This is a genomic window from Streptomyces sp. NPDC019531 (genome assembly GCF_044903305.1).
Taxonomy (GTDB): Bacteria; Actinomycetota; Actinomycetes; order Streptomycetales; family Streptomycetaceae; genus Streptomyces.
The window spans coordinates 24,961-41,858 of record NZ_JBJDQL010000013.1 but is presented as its reverse complement, the minus strand read 5'-3'; the positions used below and the strand labels follow the sequence as shown (position 1 = coordinate 41,858).

The window sequence follows — 16,898 nt, the reverse complement described above, 5'->3', positions numbered from 1 at the left end:
CGACCCGTCAGGCGCCGTCCCGCCATCGGCAAGATCGCCGCCTGGACGGTGATGACCGCGATCGTGCTCGTCACCCTGGTGCCGTTCTACTGGATCCTGCGCACCGCGCTGTCCACCAACTCCGGGCTCGCCGCGCACCCCGGCGATCCGCTGCCGGTCGACCCGACCCTGGGAGGTTTCGAGCGGGCGCTCGGCCTCCAGTCGACCAAGGAGGCGATCGCGCAGGGCGGGGCGGGCGGCGGGCTGAAGTTCTGGCGCTATCTGCTCAACTCGGTGGTCGTCTCGACCCTGGTCACCGTCTGCCAGATCTTCTTCTCCGCCATGGCCGCCTACGCCTTCGCCCGGCTGCGCTGGCGGGGCCGGGACAAGGTGTTCGGGCTGTTCCTCGCGGGTCTGATGGTGCCGGCCATCTTCACGCTGCTGCCGAACTTCGTGCTGATCAAGCAACTCGGCCTGGTGGACAACCTGTTGGGGATCGCCCTGCCGACGATGTTCATGACGCCGTTCGCGGTGTTCTTCCTGCGCCAGTTCTTCATGAACATCCCGTCCGAGGTGGAGGAGGCCGCGCTGCTCGACGGCGCCGGGAAGGTACGGATCTTCTTCCGGGTGCTGCTGCCGATGGCGTCCTCGCCGGTCATGACGTTGGCCGTGCTGACCTACATCACCTCCTGGAACGACTACTTCTGGCCGCTGATGGTGTCCTACAGCGACAGCTCGCGTGTGCTCACCGTCGCCCTGGCGATCTTCCGGGCGCAGACCCCGCAGACCGGCACCGACTGGTCGGGCCTGATGGCGGCGACCCTCATCGCCGCCCTGCCGATGCTCGTGCTGTTCGGGTTCTTCGCGCGCCGCATCGTCGGCTCCATCAGCTTCACCGGCATCAAGTAAGGGGACGGACATGCGAATGCGGATGCGTACGGTCGGCGCACTGGCCGGAGCCCTTGCGCTGTCCCTGGTGAGCGGCTGCGCCGGGAGCGGCGGGACCGCCGGGTCGTCGTCCGGCACGGTGACGTACTGGCTGTGGGACTCCAACCAGCTGCCCGCCTACCAGGCGTGCGCCAAGGGCTTCGCCGCGCGGAACCCCGGACTGCACGTCAAGATCACCCAGTTGGGCTGGGACGACTACTGGACCAAGCTCACCGCGAGCTTCATCGCCGGCACCGAGCCGGACGTGTTCACGGACCACATCCAGAAGTTCGGCCAGTTCGCCGACCTCAAGGTGCTGGAGCCGCTGGACGACCTGGGCATCGACCCGAACGCCTACCAGAAGGGCCTCGCCGACAACTGGATCGGCCAGGACGGCCACCGCTACGGCGCCCCGAAGGACTGGGACACGGTCGCCCTCTTCTACAACGAGAAGGCGGCCAAGGACGCCGGACTCACCGCCGCGCAGCTGGGCGGCCTCTCCTGGAACCCCGAGGACGGCGGCAGCTTCGAGAAGGCCATCGCGCACCTCACCGTCGACAGGAACGGCAAGCGCGGTGACGAGCCCGGCTTCGACAAGAACCACGTCAAGGTCTACGGCCTCGCCAGCAACGGCGCCGGGGACGGTGACGGCCAGACCCAGTGGAGCAACTTCGCCGCCTCCGCCGGCTGGACCTACACCGACAAGAAGCGGTGGGGCACGAAGTACCAGTACGACAGCAAGACCTTCCAGTCGGTCATCAAGTGGTACTTCGGACTGTCGAAGAAGGGCTACATGGTGCCCTTCACCGACTACAACTCGCAGTCCAACCAAGCCAACACGCAGGTGGCGGCGGGCAAGGCGGCGGCCGCGTTCGACGGGGCGTGGATGATCTCGACGTACGCCGGGTTCAAGGGCATGAAGATGGCCACCGCCGTCACCCCCGAAGGGCCCACCGGCAAACGGGCCACGATGATGAACGGCCTCGCCGACTCCATAACCAAGAACGCCGCCAACAAGACGGGCGCGAAGAAGTGGGTGCGGTACCTGGCGTCGGACGAGTGCCAGAAGACGGTGGGCAGTTACGGCATCGTCTTCCCTGCCACGCCCGACGGCACCCAGGCGGCGGTGACGGCGTACAAGAAGAAGGGCCTCGACGTGTCGGCCTTCACCGCGCCGGTCGCCGACAAGAAGGACTTCACGACCTTCTCCTACCCGATCACCGACTACGCGGCGGACGTATTCGCGTTGATGCACCCCGCCATGCAGGACATCTACGGCAACGGCAAGTCCGTGACCGGCCTGAACCAGACCAACGACCAGATCAACCTGATCCTCTCCCAGTGAAGGGCACGCCTTACATGACGTTCTCCCTCGGCATCGTCGGCGCCGGCCAGTTCTCCGGCCAGTTCGCCACGCTGTTCCAGGCCCACCCCGGCGTCGGCGACGTGTACGTCACCGACCTGCTCCCCGAGCGGGCCGAGCGGCTCGCCGAAGCCCAGGGGCTCGCCGGCACCTTCCCCACCTACGAGGCCATGCTGGAGTCCGAGGAGGTCGACGCGGTCGCGATCTTCACCCAGCGCTGGACGCACGGCCCCCTGGTGCTCCAGGGCCTGAACGCGGGCAAGCACGTGTACTCCGCGGTCCCGATGGCGATCACCACCGAGGAGATAGCGGCGATCATCGACGCGGTCCGGGCGACCGGGCTGACGTACATGATGGGCGAGACCAGCCAGTACAACCCGGCCACCGTGCACGCCCGCAACCAGATCGCCGAGGGCGCCTTCGGACGGCTCTTCTACGCCGAGGGCGACTACGTCCACGACATGGACCTCGGGTTCTACGAGGCGTACCAGTACAGCGGCGGCGAGAAGTGGAAGGAGACCGCCAGCTATCCCCCGCTGCTCTACCCCACGCACTCGGTGGGCGGGGTGCTGGGTGCCTGGCAGACGCACGCGGTGAGCGTGTCGGCGATCGGTGTGGTCGACGACCGTGGGGACGGGGTGTTCGACAAGGAGGTCAGCCGCTTCGGCAACGACCTCTCCAACGCGACCGCGCTGTTCGAGGTGGCGGGCGGCGGGTCGTTCCGTACGAACGAGTTCCGGCGGGTCGGCTACCCGTCCCACATCCGGGAGTCGCGTTTCCGGTTCTTCGGGACGGAGGCGAGCATGGAGCAGCTCGCGACCGTCGCCTTCTGGCAGGACAAGAAGGGCGTGAAGGACATCAGCGAGCTCCTTGAGCCCAAGCCCACCATGTCTCCTGACGATCCGTCACTCCAGCACATCGCACCGGAGCTTCGGGCCGCCTTCACCTCCGGTTCGGCGCCGGTGCACGACCGCGCGCGGCTGCCGCGGTCGTTCGACAACCTGCACAACGGGCACGAGGGCAGCCATCACTTCCTGGTGGACGACTTCGTGACCGCGGTCAACACCCGCACCCTGCCGTCGGTGAACGCCTGGGTGGCGGCCCGCTACACCCTGCCGGGCATCGTCGCGCACGACTCGGCGCGGCAGGGCGGGGTCAGGCTGGAGATCCCCGACTTCGGGGACGCACCCGACGCCTGACGTCGTCGTGGCGCCGGGTGCCCGTTGTCTCAGGTGCCCGGCTTGCGGCCGTACACGAAGACGTCGTCGCCCTTCTTCAGGAGCGACCAGTACTTCTTGGCGTTCTTGGTGGTCATGTTGACGCAGCCGTGGGAGCCGGGCGGGTTCCACATGCTGAGGTTGACCGAGTGGAAGGCCTGGCCGCCGTCGAAGAACTGGCTGTAGGGCATGGGCACGTTGTAGATCGACGAGACGTGGTCGATGTGGCGCCAGTAGATCTTCTTCAGGCCGGTGCGGGTCTCGTAGCCGTTGCGGCCGGTGCGGACCGGGACGGGCCCGTAGACGAGCTTGCCGCCGTCCTGGATCCAGCTCAGCTGGAGGGTGAGGTTGACGCAGGCGATGCGGCCCTTGTTCTCCGGGCACTTGCCGGACTTGTTGGGGTCCTTGCCCACCGCCTTCTGCTTGTTCATCAGGTCCATCACGCCCCAGGTGATGGATCCCGCGTAGCCGATGTTCGGTGTGATGCCGTGCTTGGTCTGGAAGGCCCTGATCGCCTTGCAGTCGGCGGCGGACTGCCTGCCGTCGACCGGGCGGCCGAGGAACTTCTCCACCTTCTTCTGGTACGGCCCCGCCTGTGTGGTGCAGCTCGCCGCCTGCGCCGGCGCGGCGCCCAGCGCGAGTGTCAGCGGTGCGACGAGTCCGGTGATCCCGAGTGCGACGGCACCCCGTCTGCGTATGTCCCCCATGGCCCTGTCCCCTCAGTACGGTTCTGATCTCAGCCAGGTAGACAGGTGTCCGTACGTGTTCGTTGTGCTGCGGGGCGGGCTGCGACGAAACGGTGACAAATCTTGAGGGCGGTGCGGGAGGTCTTGCGGGTTCGGCGCCGTTGGGGCTGGTCGCGCAGTTCCCCGCGCCCCTGGGTGGGTCTCGCCTGCGGTGCCCGCGTGCACCCCGCACTCGCCAACGATCTGGCTTCCCAGCCGGCCGGGGAGCCCCGACCTCATCCATCTCACCCCGGAGAACTCCCGGCCTGGTTCTCCAGCGGGCGTACGCCCCGGGCGGATGTGGAGCGGGTGGTCGGCGCGATCGCCTCGGCGCCGGTGCTCTGACCGTTTCGGGCTACTTCGCTGTGCCCCTGCCAGGATGGACCGCCGTGTGGAACCCGGTGTTGACCGCGGTCAGGCCTCCGTCGACGACCAGTGTGGTGCCGGTGATCCAGGCCGCGTCGCGGGAGGCGAGGAAGGCGACGGCGGCGGCGACGTCCTCGGGTTCGCCGACCCGGCCGAGGGGGTACAGCCGCCGCATCTCGGCGAGCTCGGCCTCGCGTCCTTCCCAGGCCGAGGTGCGGACCGTGCCCGGGACGACCAGGTTGACGCGCACCCCGCGTGCGGCCGCGTGTCCGGCGAGCGTGCGGGTCAGGGAGCCGAGGCCGGCCTTCGCCGCGCTGTAGGCGTGGTTGCCGAAGTCCTGGAGGCCGTTGACGGAGCCGATGCTGACGATCGCGCCGCGCCCCGAAGCCGCCAGATGCGGGAGCGCGGCGCGCGCGCAGCGGTACGGCCCGCTGAGGGTGATGTCCAGGTCACGCGCCCACTCGTCGTCCGAGTCGTCCTCGAACAGCGGGGTCTCCGGGGTGCACCGGGCGGCGCAGTTGACCAGGACGTCGAGCGAGCCGAACGCCTCGACGGCGTGGGCGACGGCCGCCTCGACGGACGTACGGTCTCCCACGTCGCACACCGACGCCCGGGCGGACAGGCCCTGTTCACGCAGTTGTGCCGCCGTCCGCTCGACCACCGCCCCGTCCCGGTCGGTGAGCAGGACCGCGGCGCCTTCCTCGGCGAGGCGGCGGGCCGTCGCCGCGCCGATGCCGCGGGCGGCACCGGTGACGAGAACTCCGTGTCCCTCGAAGCGTTTCGTGTGCGTCATGGGGCCGACGGTAGTCCCGGAGGCGTTCCCGCGCGCCGGGACGCGTGACACGGCGGCGTGGCAGGCGCTGGTGGACCGGCGGCGCGCCGGATGCGAGGGGTACTGCGCGGCCGTACGGGAGGATCTCGCGCTTCCGCCCGGGCACCCGGCGCGCCGGCCGCTGTCGCCGGCGCTGCGGAACACTCCGGATCAGCGGTAGCCCGTGACGTCGGCCGCTTTGCCCGCGTCCTGGACCTCGACGAGGTAGCGCCAGGCGGCCGGGCGGCTGCCGTCGAGGTCGGTGAAGCCGTACGTCCGGGCGAGCGATCCGCTGTCGAGGGACTCGCCGTTGAAGCGGGCCACGTCGGGGTCCGCGGCCAGTGCGGCGACGGCGCGGCCCACGTAGCGCGGGGTCTCCGAGATGGCGAAGTGGGGGACGCGGTCGAGGGCGTCGCGCCAGTTGTCCTCGCGCACCCCGAAGTTGTCGAGCATCATCTCGGAGCGCAGCCAGCCCGGGGTGAGCGCGACGGCGGTGGCGCCGCGCGGGCCGAGTTCGTGGCCGAGGGAGAACGCCATGCGCAGGACCGACGTCTTGGCGAGGTCGTAGAAGAAGGAGACGCGGTAGTTCTCACGGTTGTATGCGGCGGTTCCGTCGGTCATCTCGACGACCAGGCCTCCTGGCCGGCGCAGCAGCAGGGGCAGCGCGTGGTGGCTGGTGATCGCGTGGGTCTCGACGGCGAGCCTGAGCAGCCTCAGCCCGTTGTCGAGGTCGTGCTCCCACACGGGGCTGTCCCACTCGAAGAGCTTCTCGCCGCCCCAGATGTCGTTGACGAGGACGTCGAGACGGTCCTGCTCGCCGGCGATGCGGTCGACGAGTGCGCGGACCTGCTCGGGGTCCAGGTGGTCGGTGGGTACGGCGATGCCCTGGCCGCCGGCCGCGGTGACGAGGTCGGCGGTGTCCTCGACGGTCTCGGGGCGGTCGTACTCGGAGCGGCGGGCCCGGGTGCTGCGACCGGTGACGTACACGGTGGCGCCCGCCGCTCCGAGTTCCGCCGCGATCCCGCGTCCGGCTCCTCGGGTTGCTCCGGCGACCAGCGCGACCTTGCCTTGCAGCGGCTGTGACATGTCCGACCTCTCGTTGTGCCCGATTGTCTCTTCGAGCATGACCGTGAAGCCGGACAACCTATGTCGTGATTTACGAGCGGGTCACCCGGTCGGCGTCAGTGGCCGCGGGCGATCCACTCCTCAAGGTGCGGGGCCTCCGCGCCGATGGTGGTGGGGTCTCCGTGGCCGGTGAGGACCTTCGTCTCGGGCGGCAGGGCCAGCAGGCGGTCGCGGATCGAGTCGATGATGGTCGGGAAGTGGGAGTAGGAGCGGCCGGTGGCGCCGGGGCCGCCCTGGAAGAGGGTGTCGCCGGTGAAGACGGTGGCGAGGCCGGGGTCGTGGAGGCAGACCGCGCCCGGTGCGTGGCCGGGGGTGTGCAGCACCTGGAGGTCGGCGCCCGCGGCCTCGATGACCTGACCGTCGCGCAGGTGGGCGTCGGGGTCGCGGTCGGGGTGGGTCTGCTTCCACAGCGGGAGGTCGTCGGGGTGCAGCCAGATCGTGGCGCCGGTGAGGTCGGCGAGCGCGGGTGCGGCGTCGATGTGGTCGTTGTGGGCGTGGGTGCACACGATCGCGGTCAGCCGCCGGTCGCCCACGGCCTCGACGATGGCGTGGGCGTCGTGGGCTGCGTCGATGACGATCGCCTCGTGGTCGTCGCCGACGATCCACACGTTGTTGTCGACGTCCCAGGTGCCGCCGTCGAGGCTGAACTGCCCTGAGGTGACGAGGCGTTCGATGCGGACGGCCATCAGAGCACCACCACCGAGCGCAGGACGTCTCCGTGATGCATCCGCTCGAACGCCTTCTCCACCTCGTCGAGTTGGATGGTCTCGGTCACGAACGCCCCCAGGTCCAGGCGGCCTTGCAGATGCAGGTCGATCAGCATCGGGAAGTCGCGGGAGGGCAGACAGTCGCCGTACCAGGACGACTTCAGCGAGCCGCCGCGTCCGAAGACGTCGAGGAGCGGCAGCTCCAGCTTCATCTCCGGGGTGGGAACACCGACCAGGACGACGGTGCCGGCGAGGTCGCGGGCGTAGAAGGCCTGCTTGTACGTCTCGGGGCGGCCGACCGCCTCGATGACGACGTCGGCGCCGAAGCCGCCGGTCAGCTCGCGGATCGCCTCGACCGGGTCCGCGTCCTGCGAGTTGACGGTGTGGGTCGCGCCCATGGTGCGGGCCTTCTCCAGCTTGCGGTCGTCGATGTCCACGGCGATGATCTTCGCCGCGCCCGCGAGGTTCGATCCGGCGATGGCCGCGTCGCCGACGCCACCGCAGCCGATGACGGCGACGGTGTCGCCCCGGCCGACCTGCCCGGTGTTGATCGCGGCGCCGATACCGGCCATCACCCCACAACCCAGCAGCCCCGCGACCGCGGCCGAGACCGACGGGTCGACCTTGGTGCACTGCCCGGCGGCCACCAGGGTCTTCTCGGCGAAAGCGCCGATGCCCAGGGCGGGCGAGAGCTCGGTGCCGTCGGTGAGGGTCATCTTCTGCTCAGCGTTGTGGGTGTCGAAGCAGTACCAGGGCCGCCCACGCAGACAGGCCCGGCAATTGCCGCACACGGCACGCCAGTTGAGGATCACGAAGTCGCCGGGCGCAACATCGGTCACCCCCTCGCCGACCGACTCCACGACTCCGGCCGCCTCATGGCCGAGCAGGAACGGGAAGTCGTCGTTGATCCCGCCCTGCTTGTAGTGCAGGTCGGTGTGACAGACCCCGCAGGCCTGCACCTGCACGACGGCCTCGCCCGGCCCCGGATCCGGCACCACGATCGTCTCCACCCGCACCGGCTCGTCCTTGCCGGGTGCGATCACCCCGCGTACCTCCTGCGCCATGGCCTGACCCCTTCTGTCGCCCGGTGTACGTCCCTTCGACCCTACGCTTGACTGATCAGTAACGGCATCGGTTCCCGCGCCGTGGCGCGCTGCCGGACGTGGCCGCGTCGACGCTGATGAACGCCCTCGCCCGAAGGTCACTCCGGCCACAGGAACAGCTGCTCCGGAGAGCGCCGACGTAGCCTGAAGGCCATCCACGCCGCCGGGCACGAGGGAGCATCGTGAGCAGCACCGAGAAGGAGACCGGCACGCACACCTGGCGGCTGCTCCTCGGATACGTACGGCCGCACCGCTGGACCCTCCTCGCCGGTGCCGTGCTCTCCCTCCTCACCGGGGCCACCGGTCTGCTGCTGCCGTTGGCGGCACGGGAGTTGATCGACGACCTGTCCCACGACCGCACGATCACCGGGCCGTTGCTCGTCATGTCCGCTCTGGTCGTCACCAACGCGGCGGTGGGAGCGCTGGGTTCGTATGTGCTGCGGCGCACCGCCGAGTCGGTGGTGCTGGGCGCGCGGCGCGCCCTGTCGTCGTATCTGCTGCGGCTGCGCATCACCGCCGTGGACCGGACCGAACCCGGCGACCTGATGGCTCGGATCACCTCGGACACCACCCTGCTGCGCGAGGTCACCACCGACTCGCTCGTGGGCCTGGGCACCGGCGGGCTCACGCTGGTCGCGACCGTGGCGATGATGGGCCTGGTCGATCCCGTGCTGCTGGGCGTCACGCTGGCGGTGATCCTGGCCGCGGGCACGGTCGTCGGCGTGATCGTGCCGCGCATCAACCGGGCGAGCCGGCAGGCGCAGGACGCGGTCGGCGTGATGGGAGCGTCACTGGAACGGATCCTCGGCGCGCTGCGCACGGTGAAGGCGTCCGGGGCCGAGCACCGCGAGGAGGCGACGCTGCACGCGGCGGCCGAGGAGTCGTGGCGGCAGAGCGTGCGGGCCGCCAAGTGGTCGGCGGCCGCGGGCAATACGGCGGCGCTCGCGATGCAGATCGCGTTCATCACGGTGCTCGCGGTGGGTGGGGCGCGGGTGGCGACCGGGGCGATCGACGTCGGCACACTGGTGGCGTTCCTGCTGTACGTCTTCTATCTGATGTCGCCGATCCAGCAGGTCGTCGGCGCGGTCACCCAGTACCAGACGGGTGCGGCGGCTCTCGCCCGGATCCAGGAGGCGCTACGACTGCCCGCCGAACCGGCCGCGGCGCCCGCGCCGTTGCCCGTCGACGGGGCGGAACCTGCCTCCGTCGCCTTCTCGGACGTCAGGTTCCGTTATGCCGACGATCTGCCGTACGTCCATCACGGGGTGACCTTCGATGTGCCCGAGCGGGGGATGACGGCGTTCGTGGGACCGTCGGGTGCGGGGAAGACGACGGTGTTCTCGCTGATCGAGCGGTTCTACGACCCCGAGTCAGGGGTGGTGACGCTGGACGGGCGGGACCTCGCGGAGTGGGAGCTGCCCCGGCTCCGTTCCGCGATCGGGTATGTGGAGCAGGACGCGCCTGTGCTGTCGGGGTCGCTGCGGGAGAATCTGCTGCTGGGGAATCCGGAGGCGGACGACGACGCGGTGGCGCGTGTCCTGAAGACGACCCGGCTGGACGGGCTGGTGTCCAAGCTGCCCGGTGGACTGGACACGCTGGTCGGGCACCGGGGGACCAAGTTGTCGGGCGGGGAGCGGCAACGGGTGGCGATCGCCCGGGCGTTGTTGCGCAGGCCTCGGCTGTTGCTGCTGGACGAGGCCACCTCTCAGCTGGACGCGGTGAACGAGGCGGCGTTGCGGGACACGGTGGCGGATGTGGCGCGTACGACCACGGTCTTGGTGGTTGCGCACCGGTTGTCCACGGTGACGATGGCCGACCGGATCGTGGTGATGGACGCCGGGCGGGTGCGGGCGGTGGGGACGCACCGCGAGCTGGTTGCCGGGGACCCCTTGTACGCGGAGCTCGCGGCGACGCAATTCCTTGCCACGGCCGGGTGAGTTCGTTGCACGACCGGGCCTGATGCACCCCGGCCGGGTTCCACTTCCCGGACGCGTGACTGGACGCCCGACCGGACGCGTGAGCCGGACATGCGTCGAGGGCCGCCCGGCGTTCCGGGCGGCCCTCGGTGGCCGCGGCGGGAGCGGTCACCCCCGATGGCTGGCAGCAGTCCTGTGACCGGAGCCGAGATCATGTTTTCAGCGAAGTCGGCGGGCCCCTCGCGGACCCGGCCGCCCGGCGCCGCTCACCCGTCAGGCGGATGCCCCGGCCTGCGTTTGCCGTGACCGCCGGGGCGGAGGAGTCTCGTAGGAAGAGGCCCTACGCGGGCCTCGAAGGAGGTCACCATGGGCACCGCGGCAAGCTCCGGCTTCACCAGCGAAACACTGCGCCGGGGGATCGAAGGAAACACTGCGGCGAATCTTCTGTCGCTCTACGCGGACGACGCCGAGATACGCGTCGTCGACCGCAACACCCAGCCCAGTCACCCCAAGGTGGTGCACGGCAGGGACGAGATCAGTGCGATGCTCGACGACGTCTACAGCCGTGACATGACGCACAAGATGGAACAGTGCGTCGTCGACGGCGACCGCGTCGCCTTCAGCGAATCCTGTCTGTACTCCGACGGGGTACGTGTGCTGTCCGAGTCGATGCTGACTCTGCGAGACGGCAAGATCACCGAGCAGACCATGATCCAGGCCTGGGACGAGTAGCGAGAAAGGTGCCGAAGGTCCAGATCACGACCCGGCTGAGCTGGACCTTCTTGGCGCGGGCGCTGCCTGACCGGCCGTCTGTGACTCGGTGGCGACGACCAGTTTCCGCAGCAGGTCTGCGAGCGTCAGCCGCTCTGCCGCGGTCAGTGCCGACAGCAGCGCGATCTCCCCCTCTTCCTCCGCGCTGAACTGCCGTTCGAACGCGGCGTGCCCGGCATCGGTGAGCCGTACCCGCACCCGCCGCCGGTCGCCGTCCTCGTGTGTCCGGACGAGGAGTCCGGCCTCCTCCAGCGGCGCCAGGCGGGCCGACAGGGCTCCTCGGGTCAGTCCGAGGTGGTCGGCGAGGAGCGAGGGGCTCCCGGTGTACGGCGGACCGAGCCGGCGCAGGGTCAGCAGCACCTTGTACTGCCAGTTCCGCAGACCGTCGGCGTCGAGGGTGGCGCGGCGGGCCTGGGACGCGTGCCGGGCCAGGATGGCCAGCCGCGCGAAGATCGCCTCCTTGACCGGGTCCATCCAGTCGAGTTCCTTCGACCAGACCTCGACATGCCGGTCGACCGAGTCCCGCATTACCCGCCCCCTGCAACAGTTTTCTTGTGGATGGTTTTTTGTCTGACTACTTTCCCCCGTCATGACGAACACCACGAGTACGACCGTCGGATTCGACGAACTTCTCGCTGCCGCCCGTGAGTTGTCGCTGGCCGGACGATGGGACCGGGCGCTGCGCCTCCTGGACGCGACAACCTGTGCCACGCCCGGTGACCGCGCCCGCCTCGCCCTGGCTGCGGCCGAAGTCGCCCTGCAGAGCGACTGGTTCGGCGGTACGGAGCTCACGGCCGACCGCGCCGAGTACGCCGGGAAGCAGTCGCCGGGCACCGACTGGGACCTGGCCTTCGTCCGGCTTCGGCACGAGTACTTGCGGCTGCTGCGCAGCGCGGGCACTCTCCGGTTCGGTCCCCGGGGCAAGGATCCCGAGGCCCTCGCCGGGATCCGGCGCAGCGCGCACCGCCTGCACGACGACGCCTCTGACGAGGTGCGGCGGGGCTGGGCCTCGATGTACCTGGGGCTGATCGCCGACAACCTGTTCGCCGAGCGCACGGTCGCGCCCGCCCACTACGAGGCCGCCCTGCGCGCCGGTGAGTCGGGCGGCGACGATCTGCTGGTGCGGGAGGCGCTCAGGCATCTCGGCGATCACGACCACGACGACGGCGATCACGACCGCGCCCTGGAACGCTGGCGCCGGGCCACTTTCCTGGGCGCGCGGGCTGGGATGGTGCCCGGGGTGCTCACCCAGCAGCTGCTTCTGGCGGTGCTGGCCCGGGACACGGGCGACGAGGCCGGGGCGAGCGCACTGGCCGGGGAGATCGCCCGCTGGGCCGAGGCGATCGGCGCTGAGCCCGTCCACGCGCAGGCGACCGGCTTCCTCACGGGGACCGACCCTACGGCTGGGCCGCAGGACAGCGGGGCCTGAGCGCCGTAGCGCGTCGGTTAGTCTGATGACCGGACCGTGACTGGCGCTGAGGTGGAGCACCACCGGGGAGCGGTTCGCACTCGATGCCGTGCGCCTGGGCGATTCTTTCGATCGGCTCAGGAGTGGATCATGTCTCAGGCACGGATCATGGATGGCACCGCGCTCGCTCGGCGCATCGTCGAGGAGACCACCGAGCGGGCGGCCGAGCTCACCGAGCGGACGGGACAGGCGCCCTGTCTCGCGACGGTTCTGGTCGGTGCGGACCCCGCATCCGTCACCTACGTCCGTATGAAGCGAAACCGCTGCCGCAAGGCGGGCATCGAGTCGCGGCACGTGGAGCTGCCCGCGGCCACCACCACCGAGGAACTCGTCGCCACGCTGCGGGAGTTGTCCAACGACCACGCCGTGCACGGAATCCTGCTCCAGCACCCGATGGGGGCACACATCGACGAGCGGGCCGCGTTCGAGGCGATCGCGCCGGAGAAGGACGTCGACGGCGTCACCTTCGCCTCCTTCGCGACGATGAGCTTCGGCCTGCCGGGGTTCCTGTCGTGCACGCCCGGCGGGATCATGCGGCTGCTCGACGAGTACGACGTCGATCCGGCCGGGAAGCGGGCCGTGGTCGTGGGCCGCAGTGCGATCCTCGGCAAGCCGGCCGGGATGCTGCTGCTCGCCCGCGACGCCACGGTGACCTACTGCCACTCCCGTACGGCGGACCTGTCGGCGGCCGTACGGGAGGCGGACATCGTGGTCGCCGCGGTGGGGCGGCCCCGGCTGATCCGAGGCCAGGACATCAAGCCCGGCGCGGTCGTGATCGACGCCGGGTACAACGAGGGGAACATCGGTGACGTGGACTTCGACTCCGCCGTGGAGCGGGCCTCGCTGATCACGCCGGTGCCGGGCGGCGTCGGTCCGATGACCATCGCCACGCTGCTGGAGCAGACGGTGGCGGCCGCCGCCCGGCAGATCTAGATCAGCTCAGCGTCCACTTCTGGTTGTTCTGGCCGTTGCACGTCCACAGCACCATCTGGGTGCCGTTGGCCGTGGCCGCGCCGTAGGCGTCCAGGCAGAGACCGGCGTTGACATTGGTGATCGTGCCGTCGCTGTTGACGTTCCACTTCTGGTTGTTCTGGCCGTTGCAGTCCCAGATCACGACCCTGGTGCCGTCGGTCGTGCCGAGGTTGTAGGCGTCCAGGCACTTGTTGCCGTACACCACGAGCTCCTTGCGCGAGGTGTAGGTCCACTGCTGGTTCTGGCCGCCGTTGCAGTCCCACAACTCGGCCTGGGTGCCGTTGCCGATGGTGTGGTCGTAGATGTCGAGGCAGCGGCCGGAGCCCGTTCCGACGGCCAGGGTGCTGTTCGCTCCGGGCAGCGGACGGACCGTGATGCCGGTGAGGGTCGGGGCGTTGGTGAAGGTCAGCGTGTTCGACGAGCCCTTGGACAGACCGACCTGGACCGAGATCGTGCCCCGTGAGGAGCCGGTCGGCGGGAAGGAGACCGCCGTCGACCCCTGGCCGTTGACCTGGAGCGTCGCCTTGCGGGCGGTGGAGGTGTTGTTGGTGTAGGCGACGTCGACGGTCTTGATGCCGGTGCTCCCCGCGACCACCCCGGTGAAGCTCGACGTGCCCGTATAGGTGCTGCTCGCCGCCTCGGTGCCGCCGCTGACCCTGAGCATCACCGAACCGCCCGCCGGGACACTGGTGGTGTAACCGGTGCCGTACGAGCCGATGTTGGAGCGCGCCCACAGGTCACGGACGGTCGCGTTGGCGTTGGTCAGGCCCAGGTCGGACCAGCGCACGGTGATGTTCTGGGCGGAGGAGGTGCGGTTGAGGAGGACGACGGCGCGGTTGCCGGTGCCGGACAGGACCTTGCCGTAGACCTGGAGGCCCGTGGTGTCCTCGGCGACCTTGACGCCCTGGAGGCCGCGCGGATCCTGGTCGACGGCGATGACCTCGGGGTTCTTGAGGATGTTCGCCGTCTCGGTGGTCATGGTGGCCAGGTTGTTGCCGGCGAGGAGCGGGGCTCCCGACACGGCCCAGAGGTTCATGTGGGTGCGGTTCTGGGCGGCGGTGAAGCCGTCCATGCCGACCATCAGCATGTCGGGGTCGTTGTAGTAGCCGGTGTGCTGGGCCGTGGGATGCAGATTCCGGTCGTAGTTGGTCAGCAGATTGGCCATCGACGGCTTGTTGCCCCAGAGGATGATGTCGTCGTTGGTCCGCCACATCGCGCCCTGGCCGGGGGCCCAGTTCCACGGGTTCTGCCTGCCCCAGTTGCACAGCGACAGGGTCATCGGACGGCCGGTGGTGGCGGTGGCCTTGGCGATCGCGTCGCTGATCGCCTGGTACGTCGTCTTCGCGTCGAGCCCCTCCGCGGCACCGCCGCACCAGTCGACCTTCACGAAGTCGAAGCCCCACTGGGAGAACTGGAGCATGTCCTGCTCGTAGTGGCCCTCACTGCCGGAGCCGGGCGCCGCGGGGCGACCTGTCGGATAGTAGTAACCGCAGCCGTCCTTGCCCGCGTCCGTGTAGATGCCGGCCTTGAGACCCTTTTTGTGGATGTAGTCGGCGATGGCCTTCATGCCGCCGGGCCACTCGGACTCGTCGACGGTGATGTTCCCGGCGCTGTCCCGGGTGCCCTGCCACCAGCCCTCGTCGATGTTGATGTACTTGTAGCCGGCCGCCGGCAGCCCCGCCGCGACGAACGCGTCGACCTGCGCCTTGATGACGTCGTAGTCGATGACGGCGGCGAAGCTGTTCCACGACGCCCAGCCCATGGGCGCCCTCGGCACCGGTACCTGACGGCTTGTCGCGGCCTGTGCCGGTACCTGACGGCTTGTCGCGGCCTGCGCCGGGGCCGGCTGGGCGAAGAGCAGCGCGGCGGTCGCGGTCAGGGCGAGGACAAGGGCGCGGACTGCGGCGGCTCTGAGACGTCTGGCAAGACCTCTACGGGTCGTGCGCGGCGGGGGGAACATGCGGCTCCTTCTAGTGGCGGGGGAACACCAGAATCCGATCGGCATTTCGAACATGGACCGGTGAATCGAACACCGTGCGCCGAAGGTAGAGCCGGGAGAGGTTGAAGTCAACGGATGCGACAGGGGTGAGCTGGCCGGAGAGCACGGGTTGTTCGCACGCCGCGGCGTGATGCGACGCCATACTGTGCGTCGTGCGGGTAGCGATCATGACAGTGGGTTCCCGGGGCGATGTCGCCCCCTTCACCGGCCTCGGGCACGGTCTGGCGCGGGCCGGGCACGAGGTCACGCTGGTCACCCACAGCCGTTTCGAAACACTGGCGGCGCGGGCCGGGATCGGGTTCCACGCGCTTCCGGTCGATCCCCGCGCCGAACTGGAGTCCTCGCGCGGCCGGGCCCTGCACCGCAGCACGACCGGTGCGGGCAAGCTGGTGCGGGTGGTCGCGATGGCACGGGCCCTGGCCGGCGAGATGGCCGACGACCTGGTGGCGGCCGCCCGGGTGAGCGACGCGCTGCTCCTCTCCGGGTCGGTGGCCCCGCTGGGGCACGCGATCGCCGAGGGACTGGCGCTGCCCAGCCTGGGTCTCAACCTCCAGCCCCTCGGCGCCACACGGGAGTTCCCGCCCCCCATGCTGGGCATCGGCTCCTGGGGCGCACTCGGCAACCGGGTCGCCGGGGTGGGCCTCAACCTGGCCGTGGAACAGGTCTTCGCCTCGGCCGTGCCGGCGGTGCGCGCCCGGCTGGGCCTGCCCCCGAAGGGCACGGCCGCGGCACTCCGGGCCCGTGAACGCCAGGGCTGGCCGGTGCTGCACGGATTCAGCCCGCGGGTGGTGGCCCGGCCCCGTGACTGGCGCTCCGGACTCGACGTGGCGGGCTACTGGTGGCCGTACGACGGAGACGACCGACTCCCCGACGACCTACGGGAGTTCATCGACGCCGGACCCCCGCCGGTCTTCGTGGGCCTGGGCAGCGCGACCGTGCCCGATCCCACCTGGATCAGCTCCGAGATCGTCCGCGCGCTGCGCCGGGCCGGCCTGCGCGGAGTGATCCAGCGCGGCTGGGCGGGCCTGACGACGACGGGCGACGACATGCTGACCATCGGCGAGGTGCCGCACTCGGCGCTCTTCCCGCACATGGCGGCGGTGGTCCACCACGCGGGTGCGGGCACGACCGCGGCCGGGCTGCGCGCCGGGGTGCCGGCGGTGCCGGTGCCGATCCAGTTCGACGAGGGTTTCTGGGCGGACCGGCTGGTCGCCCTGGGCGTGGCCCCGAGCGCGGTTCCGCTGCGCCGCCTCACCGCAAATACCTTGGGCGCCGCGCTGGCCCGGGCGACACGGGACCCGATGTACGGGGAGCGGGCGCGGGAACTCGGGGCACGGATCCGGGACGAGGACGGGGTGGGGCCGGTGGTGGCGGCGGTGGCGCGGATGGACGGGCGGGGCCGGGAACGGTGAGGCCGGCGGATTCTTCGGCCCCCTCTCATGCCGTCGG

General features: G+C 70.0%; 16 protein-coding genes and 1 riboswitch. Of the genes, 9 read left to right on the top strand and 7 right to left on the bottom strand.

All coding sequences use genetic code 11. From position 1 onward, the window contains the following. The 3 genes from ACI2L1_RS17845 to ACI2L1_RS17835 form a co-directional block, all read left to right on the top strand. The coding region (locus ACI2L1_RS17845; protein WP_404740258.1) for a carbohydrate ABC transporter permease at positions 1-888 on the top strand (888 nt) is incomplete at its 5' end. Between the two features lie 16 nt (positions 889-904). Then, positions 905-2,251, top strand: coding sequence for an extracellular solute-binding protein (locus ACI2L1_RS17840; protein ID WP_404740379.1), 1,347 nt, complete (start codon positions 905-907; stop codon positions 2,249-2,251). A 14-nt stretch (positions 2,252-2,265) separates the two neighbouring features. After that, a complete protein-coding gene (locus tag ACI2L1_RS17835) occupies positions 2,266-3,468 on the top strand; it encodes a Gfo/Idh/MocA family protein (RefSeq protein ID WP_404740257.1) in 1,203 nt (400 codons plus the stop codon). Positions 3,469-3,497: 29 nt separating this feature from the next. On the opposite strand, the gene ACI2L1_RS17830 is transcribed toward ACI2L1_RS17835, so the two are convergent. Then, positions 3,498-4,193, bottom strand: coding sequence for a L,D-transpeptidase family protein (locus ACI2L1_RS17830; protein ID WP_404740256.1), 696 nt, complete (start codon positions 4,191-4,193; stop codon positions 3,498-3,500). Between the two features lie 373 nt (positions 4,194-4,566). Then, on the bottom strand, positions 4,567-5,370 hold the full coding sequence (locus ACI2L1_RS17825) for an SDR family NAD(P)-dependent oxidoreductase (protein ID WP_404740255.1): 804 nt from the start codon (positions 5,368-5,370) through the stop codon (positions 4,567-4,569). Between ACI2L1_RS17825 and ACI2L1_RS17820 the strand changes: the two genes are divergently transcribed. Further along, positions 5,369-5,569: a hypothetical protein gene (locus ACI2L1_RS17820; RefSeq protein WP_404740254.1), complete on the top strand. Its 201-nt coding sequence runs from the start codon at positions 5,369-5,371 to the stop codon at positions 5,567-5,569. The genes ACI2L1_RS17825 and ACI2L1_RS17820 overlap by 2 nt on opposite strands. Here ACI2L1_RS17820 and ACI2L1_RS17815 read toward each other — a convergent pair. From ACI2L1_RS17815 to ACI2L1_RS17805, 3 genes are all read right to left on the bottom strand, one after another. Next, entirely contained in the window at positions 5,560-6,474 is a 915-nt protein-coding gene (locus ACI2L1_RS17815; RefSeq protein ID WP_404740253.1) for an SDR family oxidoreductase, read from the bottom strand. The two genes, ACI2L1_RS17820 and ACI2L1_RS17815, sit on opposite strands and share 10 nt — an antisense overlap. A gap of 95 nt (positions 6,475-6,569) precedes the next feature. Then, on the bottom strand, positions 6,570-7,199 hold the full coding sequence (locus ACI2L1_RS17810) for an MBL fold metallo-hydrolase (RefSeq protein WP_404740252.1): 630 nt from the start codon (positions 7,197-7,199) through the stop codon (positions 6,570-6,572). Beyond that, a complete protein-coding gene (locus ACI2L1_RS17805; RefSeq protein WP_404740251.1) occupies positions 7,199-8,284 on the bottom strand; it encodes an S-(hydroxymethyl)mycothiol dehydrogenase in 1,086 nt (361 codons plus the stop codon). The genes ACI2L1_RS17810 and ACI2L1_RS17805 overlap by 1 nt, the downstream gene beginning before the upstream one ends. A 221-nt stretch (positions 8,285-8,505) precedes the next feature. On the opposite strand from ACI2L1_RS17805, the gene ACI2L1_RS17800 reads away from it, so the two are divergent. Beyond that, positions 8,506-10,260, top strand: a complete 1,755-nt coding sequence (locus ACI2L1_RS17800) for an ABC transporter ATP-binding protein (protein WP_404740250.1) — start codon at positions 8,506-8,508, stop codon at positions 10,258-10,260. Positions 10,261-10,605: 345 nt separating this feature from the next. Then, on the top strand, positions 10,606-10,971 hold the full coding sequence (locus ACI2L1_RS17795; protein ID WP_404740249.1) for a nuclear transport factor 2 family protein: 366 nt from the start codon (positions 10,606-10,608) through the stop codon (positions 10,969-10,971). A 24-nt stretch (positions 10,972-10,995) separates the two neighbouring features. On the opposite strand, the gene ACI2L1_RS17790 is transcribed toward ACI2L1_RS17795, so the two are convergent. Further along, positions 10,996-11,538: a MarR family winged helix-turn-helix transcriptional regulator gene (locus ACI2L1_RS17790; RefSeq protein ID WP_404740248.1), complete on the bottom strand. Its 543-nt coding sequence runs from the start codon at positions 11,536-11,538 to the stop codon at positions 10,996-10,998. A 61-nt stretch (positions 11,539-11,599) separates the two neighbouring features. Here ACI2L1_RS17790 and ACI2L1_RS17785 point away from each other — a divergent pair, with 61 nt between their 5' ends. Together ACI2L1_RS17785 and ACI2L1_RS17780 are read left to right on the top strand one after the other, a co-directional pair. Further along, positions 11,600-12,439 carry a hypothetical protein gene (locus ACI2L1_RS17785; RefSeq protein WP_404740247.1) on the top strand — a complete coding sequence of 280 codons (840 nt, stop codon included), beginning with the start codon at positions 11,600-11,602 and terminating at the stop codon, positions 12,437-12,439. A gap of 26 nt (positions 12,440-12,465) precedes the next feature. After that, positions 12,466-12,546: riboswitch (ZMP/ZTP riboswitch) on the top strand. A 22-nt stretch (positions 12,547-12,568) separates the two neighbouring features. Next, the gene (locus tag ACI2L1_RS17780) at positions 12,569-13,411 is read left to right on the top strand and encodes a bifunctional 5,10-methylenetetrahydrofolate dehydrogenase/5,10-methenyltetrahydrofolate cyclohydrolase (protein ID WP_404740246.1); all 843 of its coding nucleotides are present in this window, start codon (positions 12,569-12,571) and stop codon (positions 13,409-13,411) included. Between the two features lies 1 nt (position 13,412). Here the strand turns inward: ACI2L1_RS17780 and ACI2L1_RS17775 are convergent, their stop codons facing one another. Then, complete coding sequence (locus ACI2L1_RS17775) at positions 13,413-15,410, bottom strand: RICIN domain-containing protein (RefSeq protein ID WP_404740245.1); 1,998 nt, start codon at positions 15,408-15,410, stop codon at positions 13,413-13,415. 206 nt (positions 15,411-15,616) lie between these two features. Between ACI2L1_RS17775 and ACI2L1_RS17770 the strand changes: the two genes are divergently transcribed. Beyond that, the gene (locus ACI2L1_RS17770; RefSeq protein WP_404740378.1) at positions 15,617-16,861 is read left to right on the top strand and encodes a glycosyltransferase; all 1,245 of its coding nucleotides are present in this window, start codon (positions 15,617-15,619) and stop codon (positions 16,859-16,861) included. The last annotated feature ends 37 nt before the right edge of the window (positions 16,862-16,898 follow it).